1 pseudogene is annotated in these 567 nt (G+C 71.1%); it reads right to left on the bottom strand.

Going from position 1 to position 567, the window contains the following annotated elements:
- Positions 1 to 114: 114 nt before the first annotated feature.
- A pseudogene (locus tag Q8A52_RS48905) lies at positions 115 to 567 on the bottom strand (YncE family protein); the annotation flags it as partial.

Here is a 567-nt window from a genome sequence, read left to right as displayed (position 1 = left end):
TGTCCGCTGCCGTTGCCGAGGTGATGTGGATCGGAGCCGGGCACCTATGGCGATCGCCGCCGCGGTGAGAGCCGCGGCGGCGATCAGGATGAGGCTTCGGTACTGGGGCGAGGGTCACGCCACGGAGTGGGTCACCGTCCCGGTGTAGATGCCGGCGACCGCGGCTGCGGGCACGGCGACGTCCAGGGTGGGGTTCCAGCTGACGGAGTTGTTGCCGGAACCGCTCGGCTTGCTGAACGCGGTCCGGGCGGAGGCGAGCGTTCCCGCTGTGCCCGCAGTGAACGGCCCGTTGACGGAAGAGGTCGCCGCTCCGGGGGTGTAGGTGGTGGCACTGCCGGTGATGGGGCTGCCGCCGGGGGTGGTGAAGGCATCGGTCAGTGAGGCGGTGGCCACCCAGCTGGCATCGGCCAGCGAACGCTCGTCGTTCACCGTGACCTGGCCGAGCTGGCCGGTGGCGGTATGGCCCGGGGTGACCGTGCTCAGGGTGGCCGAGTTGGGAACGGCGATGGTCAGCCCGTCCGTGGGGGTGACCTGGAACGTGGTCACCCCGTCCCCCTGGTCCGGGGA

This window comes from Streptomyces herbicida (assembly GCF_032656585.1).
GTDB lineage: Bacteria > Actinomycetota > Actinomycetes > Streptomycetales > Streptomycetaceae > Streptomyces > Streptomyces herbicida.
This window is presented reverse-complemented; position numbering and strand designations above follow the sequence as displayed.